The sequence below is a fragment of the Pseudomonas sp. NPDC087817 genome (assembly GCF_044742875.1).
Classification (GTDB): Bacteria; Pseudomonadota; Gammaproteobacteria; order Pseudomonadales; family Pseudomonadaceae; genus Aquipseudomonas.
On the sequence record NZ_JBIUVJ010000053.1, the window covers coordinates 27,579 to 36,488 of the forward strand.

The 8,910-nt window shown below is 60.0% G+C and carries 6 protein-coding genes and 1 pseudogene; 6 read left to right on the top strand and 1 reads right to left on the bottom strand.

Going from position 1 to position 8,910, the window contains the following annotated elements:
* Positions 1 to 1,159, top strand: a 1,159-nt coding sequence (locus ACIONG_RS23930) for a malic enzyme-like NAD(P)-binding protein (protein WP_401303108.1), incomplete at its 5' end; no start/stop codon positions are given.
* Between the two features lie 264 nt (positions 1,160 to 1,423).
* Here ACIONG_RS23930 and ACIONG_RS23935 read toward each other — a convergent pair.
* A complete protein-coding gene (locus tag ACIONG_RS23935; protein ID WP_371919322.1) occupies positions 1,424 to 3,868 on the bottom strand; it encodes a penicillin-binding protein 1A in 2,445 nt (814 codons plus the stop codon).
* Between the two features lie 218 nt (positions 3,869 to 4,086).
* On the opposite strand from ACIONG_RS23935, the gene ACIONG_RS23940 reads away from it, so the two are divergent.
* The 5 genes and pseudogenes from ACIONG_RS23940 to pilQ all read left to right on the top strand — a co-directional run.
* On the top strand, positions 4,087 to 5,151 hold the full coding sequence (locus ACIONG_RS23940; protein WP_401303110.1) for a pilus assembly protein PilM: 1,065 nt from the start codon (positions 4,087 to 4,089) through the stop codon (positions 5,149 to 5,151).
* The gene (locus ACIONG_RS23945; protein ID WP_401303112.1) at positions 5,151 to 5,717 is read left to right on the top strand and encodes a PilN domain-containing protein; all 567 of its coding nucleotides are present in this window, start codon (positions 5,151 to 5,153) and stop codon (positions 5,715 to 5,717) included. Before ACIONG_RS23940 ends, ACIONG_RS23945 begins: the two co-directional genes overlap by 1 nt.
* Positions 5,714 to 6,337, top strand: coding sequence for a type 4a pilus biogenesis protein PilO (gene pilO / locus ACIONG_RS23950; protein WP_103305450.1), 624 nt, complete (start codon positions 5,714 to 5,716; stop codon positions 6,335 to 6,337). Before ACIONG_RS23945 ends, pilO begins: the two co-directional genes overlap by 4 nt.
* Entirely contained in the window at positions 6,334 to 6,861 is a 528-nt protein-coding gene (locus tag ACIONG_RS23955) for a pilus assembly protein PilP (protein WP_103305449.1), read from the top strand. Before pilO ends, ACIONG_RS23955 begins: the two co-directional genes overlap by 4 nt.
* A gap of 13 nt (positions 6,862 to 6,874) precedes the next feature.
* Positions 6,875 to 8,878, top strand: a pseudogene (pilQ, locus tag ACIONG_RS23960) (type IV pilus secretin PilQ); the annotation flags it as partial.
* Positions 8,879 to 8,910 lie beyond the last annotated feature (32 nt).

Sequence of the window (8,910 nt, forward strand, 5' to 3'; positions counted from 1 at the left end):
CTACAGCCCCGGCGTAGCTGAACCAGTGCGTGAGATCGCTCGCGATCCTGAACTGGCCTACAAATACACCGGCAAGGGCAACCTGGTTGCAGTCATTTCCGATGGCACCGCGATTCTGGGTCTGGGTAACCTCGGCCCACTGGCCTCCAAGCCAGTGATGGAAGGTAAAGGCGTGCTGTTCAAGCGCTTCGCCGGCATCGACGTTTTCGACATCGAAGTGGATTCCGAAAGCCCGCAGGCCTTCATCGACACCGTAAAACGCATCTCCATCACCTTCGGTGGTATCAACCTGGAAGACATCAAAGCCCCTGAGTGCTTTGAGATCGAGCGCGCTCTGATCGAGCAGTGCGACATTCCGGTGTTCCACGATGACCAGCACGGCACCGCGATCGTGACCGCTGCGGGCATGATCAACGCCCTGGAAATCGCCGGCAAAACCCTGCCGGAAGCGAAAATCGTCTGCCTGGGCGCCGGCGCTGCTGCCATCTCCTGCATGAAACTGCTGGTGAGCATGGGTGCACGCATCGAAAACATCTTCATGGTTGACCGTACCGGCGTGATCCACTCCGGCCGTGACGACCTGAACCAGTACAAAGCGGTGTTCGCCCACGCCACCGACAAGCGCAGCCTGGCTGACGCACTGGCAGGCGCTGACGTGTTCGTCGGCCTGTCCGGCCCGAACCTGCTGAGCGCTGAAGGCCTGCTGTCGATGGCGGCCAACCCGATCGTGTTCGCTTGCTCGAACCCGGATCCGGAAATCTCCCCGGAACTGGCACACGCCACCCGCAGCGACGTGATCATGGCCACCGGCCGTTCGGACTACCCGAACCAGGTCAACAACGTACTGGGCTTCCCGTTCATCTTCCGTGGTGCCCTGGACGTTCGCGCCAAGCGCATCAACGAAGAAATGAAAGTGGCTGCCGCCAACGCCCTGCGTGAACTGGCCAAGCTGCCTGTTCCACAGGACGTATGCGATGCCTACGGTGGTGCTCCGCTGGAATTCGGCCGTGAGTACATCATTCCGAAGCCAATGGACAAGCGCCTGATCACCCTGATCTCCGACGCTGTGGCCAAGGCTGCAATCGAGACCGGTGTGGCCACCCTGCCGTATCCGAAGAACTACCCGCTGAAAAGCGTGGATGACGTGTTCAACGGCTAAGCTGTTGTAGCGCTTCAAACAAAAGCCCCGGCTCGTGAGAGTCGGGGCTTTTGTTTATCTGAAGAATTTGTGTCGGGTCTGCCGGCCCCCTCGCTGGCAAGCCAGCTCCCACAAAAGGTGAAGTGAGGCGGATATCGCGCAGGCTTCACAAACACTGTGGGAGCTGGCTTGCCAGCGATGGGGCCAGTACATCCGCTGCAAATCCGGTAGGTATAAAAAAGCCCCGCACTTCTCACGAAGGCGGGGCTTTTTGTCGGTTCGGGATCAGAACAAATCGATCGGCGCCTGTTCATCCGCCGGCAACGGACTACCCGGCGCGGTGCCATTACCCAGCTCATTCACCGAAGGTGGCGTGTCTTCAGACTTGAACAGCTCGAAGTACGCCCCTGGCGTGCTCGGCGTCGCCGCACGGCCGCTGACCGGATCCACTCGCAGGCTCAGCAAACCTTCCGGCTCAGGCTGGACGTGAGGCGGCTTGTCCTTCAGTGCAGCGCCCATGTAATTCATCCAGATCGGCAGTGCCACGGTGCCGCCGAACTCGCGACGACCGAGACTTTCCGGCTGGTCGAAGCCCGTCCAGACCGTGGTCACGTAATCGGCGTTGTAGCCGGAGAACCAGGCATCTTTCGATTCGTTGGTCGTACCGGTTTTACCGGCGATGTCGCTACGGCCTAGAGCCAGTGCACGACGACCGGTGCCGAGCTTGATCACGTCCTGCAACATGCTGTTGAGGATGTACGTGGTGCGACCGTCGACAATCCGCTCGGCTACGGCCGGCGCTTGGGGCGCCGCTGCAGCGCCCGGGGCTTCACCCGGAACCGGTGCGGCGTTGACGGTAAACGACTGATTGGCTGGCGCCGCAATGCCATCCGTGGCCGAGCCACCCTGCGGCACGGTTGGCGGGTTGGCGACGAACAGCGTGTCGCCATTGCGGCTTTCGATCTTGTCGATGATGTACGGGGTGATCTTGTAGCCGCCGTTGGCAAACGTGCTCCAACCAGTAGCGATCTCCATCGGCGTCAGGGTCGCGGTGCCCAGCGCCAGCGACAGGTTTGGCGGCAGGTCCTGCTTGTTGAAGCCGAAGCGGGTGATGTAGTCGATGGTCTTGCCCACGCCCATGGCTTGCAACAGGCGGATCGACACCAGGTTGCGCGACTTGTACAGCGCTTCACGCAGACGGATCGGGCCGAGGAAGGTGTTGGTGTCGTTCTTCGGACGCCAGACCTTGTCCAGATACTCGTCGACAAACACGATCGGCGCGTCGTTGACCAGCGTCGCAGCGGTGTAGCCGCTATCCAGCGCGGCGCTGTAGACGAACGGCTTGAAGCTTGAACCCGGCTGACGCTTGGCCTGCATGGCGCGGTTGTAGTTGCTCTGCTCGAAGGCGAAACCACCGACCAGCGAGCGGATCGCGCCGTTCTGCGGATCCAGCGACACCAGCGCGCCTTGCGCCTGAGGAATCTGGCTGAACTTCAGCGAGTTGTCCTTCTGGCGCTGCACGCGAACCAGATCACCGACCTGAGCCACATCCGACGGCTGACGCGGGTTGGCGCCCATGCTGTTGGTATTGAGGAATGGACGGGCCCATTTCATCGTGTCCCAGGCCACATGCTCTTCGCCGGTGCGGGTCAGCACTTGCAGGCCGTTCTTCTCGACCTGCGTGACGATTGCCGGTTCCAGACTGCTGATGGTGCGTTGCTTGGTCAGTTCGTTGGCCCAGGCCTCACGGGTCTTGCCCGGCAGGCGCGACTCGGGGCCGCGGTAGCCGTGACGCTGGTCGTAGGTCATCAAACCTTCGTGCAGCGCGGTGTTGGCCATTTCCTGCAAATTGCTCGGCACCGTGGTGGTGACGCGGAAACCTTCGGTGTAAGCGTCGCTACCATAACGGCCGACCATTTCGGCACGGGCCATTTCGGCGATGTACGGGGCGTTCACTTCCGGGGTCGGCACGTGATAGCTGGCGTTCAGCGGTTCGTTGATCGCGGCGGTGTAGTCCGCCTCGCTTATCTTGCCGAGCTTGTACATGCGGCCGAGGATCCAGTCGCGACGTTCTTTGCTGCGCGCCGGGTTGGCCAACGGGTTGAAGCGCGAAGGGGCTTTCGGCAGGCCGGCGATCATCGCCATCTGCGCCAGGCTGACGTCGCGGATCGACTTGCCGTAATACACCTGCGCCGCCGCCTCGATGCCATAGGCGCGGTTGCCCAGATAGATCTTGTTGACGTACAGCTCAAGGATCTCGTCCTTGGTCAGCTGTCGTTCGATCTGCAGGGCCAGAAGAATTTCGGTGGTTTTGCGCGAGAAGCTGCGTTCGCTGGTCAGGAAGAAGTTCTTCGCCACCTGCATGGTGATGGTGCTGCCGCCGGACTGAATGTGCCCGCTCTTGACCAGTTGGGTCGCGGCACGCATCAGGCTGCTTGGATCGACGCCGTAATGGTTGGCGAAATTGTCGTCTTCAGCACTTAGTAACGCATTGATGAAATTGGGTGGAATGTCGGCGAAACGGATCGGCGTACGGCGCATTTCGCCAAATTCTGCGATCAACTTGTTATCGCTGCTGTAGACCCTCAGAGGAATCTGCAACTGAATGCTTCTCAGAGCCTCCACGGATGGCAAACCCGGACTAAGGTAAAGATACGCGCCGCTGAGACCTAAAAGCAGTCCGCAGAAAACGGCGACGATGGACCAACCGAAAAATTTCAGCAGACGAATCAAGGCGTTTGGACATCCAGGGCAAGAATGAATTTGGCGACGGGGCTGCGGCAACACACAGAGCCATCCGCGCAGGCAGTAAAAAGCGGAAAAAATCGCTGGGCATTATAAGCACTTTTCTGCTGGGGGCGTCATTTGCGCTTCTGTCAAGACGGGGTGAAGGAACGCAATGCGTATTACAGAGTCCGTAACTCACGGAAAGTCATAGGGAATTGGTAGTGCTGGGACTCTTCAATAAAAAGACCAATACGTTACTGGGGATCGACATCAGCTCCACGTCAGTGAAGCTGTTGGAACTGAGCCGTCAGGGTGATCGCTACCGGGTCGAGGCGTATGCGGTGGAGCCATTGCCGGCGAACGCCGTGGTCGAAAAGAACATCGCCGAACTCGAAGGCGTTGGCCAGGCTCTGACCCGGGTGTTGGTCAAGGCACGCACCGGGGTCAAGAGCGTCGCGGTGGCGGTGGCCGGTTCTGCCGTGATCACCAAGATCATCGAAATGGACGCCGGGCTGTCCGACGATGAGCTGGAAAATCAGCTCAAGATCGAAGCCGACCAATACATTCCCTATCCGCTGGACGAGGTCGCCATCGACTTTGAAGTCCAGGGCATTTCTGCGCGCAACCCCGAGCGAGTCAACGTACTGCTCGCCGCCTGCCGCAAGGAAAACGTCGAAGTCCGTGAAGCGGCGCTGGCACTCGCCGGGCTGACCGCGCGCGTGGTCGATGTCGAGGCTTATGCGCTGGAGCGCTCGTTCGGCTTGCTCGCAACGCAACTGGCCGCGTCGCAAGAGCGCCTGACGGTGGCGGTGGTCGACATCGGCGCGACCATGACCACCCTCAGCGTCCTGCACAACGGCAAGATCATCTACACCCGCGAGCAGTTGTTCGGCGGCCGGCAACTGACCGAGGAAATCCAGCGTCGTTATGGCCTGACAATCGAGCAGGCGGGGCTGGCGAAAAAGCAGGGCGGCCTGCCTGACGACTACGTCAGCGATGTGCTGCAGCCGTTTCGCGAAGCACTGGTGCAACAGGTGTCGCGTTCATTGCAATTCTTCTTCGCTTCCGGGCAGTACAACGCGGTCGATCACATTCTGCTCGCCGGTGGCACGGCGTCGGTGCCGGGGCTGGATCGTTTGATCGAGCAACGCCTGGACACGCCGACGCAAGTGGCCAATCCATTTTCCGCCATGGCCTTGAGCAGCAAGGTCAACGCCGGAGCCCTGGCCAGTGACGCGCCGGCCCTGATGATTGCCTGCGGGCTCGCGCTCAGGAGTTTCGACTGATGGCGCGGATCAACCTTTTACCCTGGCGCGAGGAGCGCCGCGAAGAGCGGCGCAAACGCTTCCTGCTGGCGTTGATCGGCGTAGTGGCCGGTTCGGTGGGGGCGGTGTTTATCGCCGACCAGATCGTCAGCGCCGCCATCGATCGGCAAGTCGCACGCAACGATTACATCGGCAAGCAAATTGCCGTAGTCGACGAGCGGATCAAACAGATCAGTGACCTCAAGGCGCACCGCCAGCAACTGGTCGAGCGCATGCGCATCATCCAGGACCTGCAGGGCAACCGGCAGGTCAGCGGCCGAATCTTCGATCAACTGGCGCGAACGCTGCCGGACGGCGTTTATTTCACTGACGTGAAAATGGCCGGAAAAATCCTTTCGATCAGTGGCGCCGCCGAGTCGAACAATCGTGTCTCCGAGTTGATGCGCAATCTGGACGCCTCTGACTGGTTCGATGCACCGAGCCTGACTGAGGTCAAAGCGACTTCCGCCGATCAACTGGAGCAGGCCAATGTCTTTCAGTTGACCGTTCGTCAGACTCAGCCGAACACGCTGGAGGACGACCAATGAAACCGTCCGACTGGCTGGAAAGCTTGCGCAACATCGACTTCAACGACCTCGACACCAGCAACATCGGCTCTTGGCCAGGCGCGGTCAAAGCCATCGCCGGGGCGTTGTTGATGGTGCTGGTGTTGGCGCTTGGCTATAACTTTTTCATCAGTGACATGGAAAACCAGCTTGAGCTCAAGCGCGAGGAGGAAACCACGCTCAAGGAGCAGTTCGCCAGCAAGGCGCATATTTCCGCCAATCTGGAGCTGTACACCCAACAGATGAAGGAGATGGAAAACTCCTTCGGCGTGTTGCTGCGACAGTTGCCCAGCGACACCGAGGTACCGGGCCTGCTGGAAGACATCACGCGTACCGGGCTGGGCAGCGGCCTTGAGTTCGAAGAAATCAAACTGCTTCCGGAGGTCACCCAGCCGTTCTACATCGAGCTGCCGATCCAGATCACCGTCACCGGCGCCTATCACGACCTCGCCACTTTCGTCAGTGGTGTGGCCGGGTTGCCGCGCATCGTTACCCTGCACGACTTCGAACTGGCGCCGGCCAATAAAGAAGGCGGGCCGAAACTGCGCATGAGCATCCTCGCCAAGACGTACCGCTATAACGACAAGGGGCTGCAGAAATGAGCCCGACTCGTTATTTCGCACTGGCAGTGGTGTTGCTGGCATTGAGCGGTTGTGGTGGTGGCGATGATTTCAGCGATCTCGATGCCTACATGAATGAAGTGCGGTTGCGCCCGGCGGGCAAGATCGAGCCCACGCCGACATTCCGCTCTTACCCGACCTTTACTTACAGCGCCGCCAACCTGCGCAGTCCCTTTTCGCGCCAGGTGCGCGTCGATCTGGCCGGGCAAAGGCACGGCTCGCGCAACGTCAAACCCGACCCCAATCGGGTCAAGCAATACCTCGAAGGTTTCAACATCGAGCAGTTCGAGATGGTCGGCACGATTGCCAACGCCACTGGCTCTTTTGCGCTGTTGCGTGGAGCTGGCGGTGTGCATCGGCTGAAAGTCGGCGATTACCTGGGACGCAACGACGGTCGCATCGTGGCCATCAGCGCCACTCAGGTCGATGTGGTCGAAATCGTCCCCGACGGCGAAGGCGCCTGGCTGGAACGTCCGCGCACCATTCCTTTGAAAGAGCACTCATAGTGGAAGTCGAACAATGAACAGGATTTTCTCCACCCTCGGTTTTTCGCTATGGATAGCGCTGATGTCGCCGATGGTACTCGCGGCCAATCTGAAGACGCTGGACGTGGCGGCGTTGCCGGGTGACCGCGTCGAACTGAAGCTGTCGTTCGATGGCCCGCCGCCGCAACCCAAGGGCTACACCACCGATTCACCGGCGCGAATCGCGCTGGATCTGCTCGGGGTCGCCAGTCAGTTGGCCAGCAGAAACCTCGATCTGGGCAGTGGCAACGCACGCACGGCCACGGTGGTTGAGGCCAAGGATCGCACGCGGCTGATCGTCAATCTCACCCAGCCAGCGCCTTACAACACGCGAGTCGAAGGCAACAATCTGTTCGTGGTGGTCGGTCAGGGGGCGCCGGCAAGCGCTCCCCGTCCCGCCGCTGTTGCTCCAGTGCGCGCGACTGCGGCAGGGGCTCCCGCCAAAGCGTTCGTGCCGAAAACCAAAGCCATTCGCGGCGTGGACTTTCAGCGCGGCACCGCAGGCGAAGGCAATGTGGTCATCGACCTGTCCGACCCGACCATCGCTCCGGATATTCAGGAACATGACGGCAAGATCATCCTCAGCTTCGCCCGCACGCAATTGCCCGACAAGCTGCGGGTACGCCTCGACGTCAAGGATTTCGCCACGCCCGTGCAGTTCGTCAACGCTGCTGCAACAGGCGATCGCGCGATCATTACCGTTGAGCCCAGCGGTACCTTCGACTATTCCACCTACCAGACCGACAACAAGTTGACCGTCAGCATCCGTCCGATGACCGTCGACGATCTGCAAAAGCGCAACGCCGATCGTCAGGCCTACGTCGGCGACAAGCTGTCGCTGAATTTTCAGGACATCGACGTGCGCTCGGTGCTGCAACTGATCGCCGACTTCACCAACCTCAATCTGGTGGCCAGCGATACGGTGCAGGGCGGCATCACTCTGCGTCTGCAAAATGTGCCATGGGATCAGGCGCTGGATCTGGTGCTGAAAACCAAGGGGCTGGACAAGCGCAAGATCGGCAATGTGCTGCTGGTCGCCCCGGCAGACGAAATCGCCGCCCGCGAGCGGCAGGAACTGGAGTCGCAAAAACAGATCGCCGAACTGGCACCGCTGCGCCGTGAACTGCTGCAGGTGAACTACGCCAAGGCTGCCGACATCGCCAAGCTGTTCCAGTCGGTGACCAGCGCCGAAGCGAAAATCGACGAGCGCGGCTCGATCACCGTCGACGAGCGAACCAACAACATCATTGCCTACCAGACTCAGGACCGGCTCGACGAACTACGGCGAATCGTGGCGCAACTGGATATTCCCGTGCGTCAGGTGATGATCGAGGCGCGAATCGTCGAAGCCAACGTCGATTACGACAAGAGCCTGGGCGTGCGCTGGGGTGGGTCGATCCAGAACAAGGGCAACTGGAACACTTCCGGCGTCAGTAACGGCTCGTCGACCACCATCGGCACCCCGGGCAGCACCAGCACCAATTCGCCGTTCGTCGACATGGGCACCGTCAACAATACTTCGGGGATTGGCATTGCCTTCATCACCGACAACGTTTTGCTCGATCTTGAGCTGACTGCCATGGAGAAAACCGGCAATGGTGAAATCGTCTCGCAGCCCAAGGTGGTGACTTCCGACAAGGAGACCGCGAAGATCCTCAAGGGCACCGAAATTCCTTATCAGGAGGCCAGCTCAAGTGGCGCCACTTCGGTGTCGTTCAAGGAAGCTTCGCTGTCGCTGGAGGTGACGCCGCAGATCACCCCGGACAACCGCATCATCATGGAGGTCAAGGTCACCAAGGACGAGCCTGATTACCTGAACAAAGTGCAGGATGTACCGCCGATCAAAAAGAACGAGGTCAACGCCAAAGTGCTGGTAAACGACGGCGAGACCATCGTGATTGGGGGCGTTTTCTCAAATACTCAAAGCAAGGTCGTAGATAAGGTGCCATTTCTTGGCGATGTGCCGTATCTTGGCCGCCTTTTCCGGCGTGATGTGGTTTAGGAGAAAAAATACGAGCTGGTGGTATTTCT

Bases quoted from the DNA above. Each gene is read 5' to 3' on its own strand.
- ACIONG_RS23955 (WP_103305449.1), top strand. From the start codon at position 6,334: ATGAGCCCGACTCGTTATTTCGCACTGGCAGTGGTGTTGCTGGCATTG.
- ACIONG_RS23945 (WP_401303112.1), top strand. From the start codon at position 5,151: ATGGCGCGGATCAACCTTTTACCCTGGCGCGAGGAGCGCCGCGAAGAG.
- pilO (WP_103305450.1), top strand. From the start codon at position 5,714: ATGAAACCGTCCGACTGGCTGGAAAGCTTGCGCAACATCGACTTCAAC.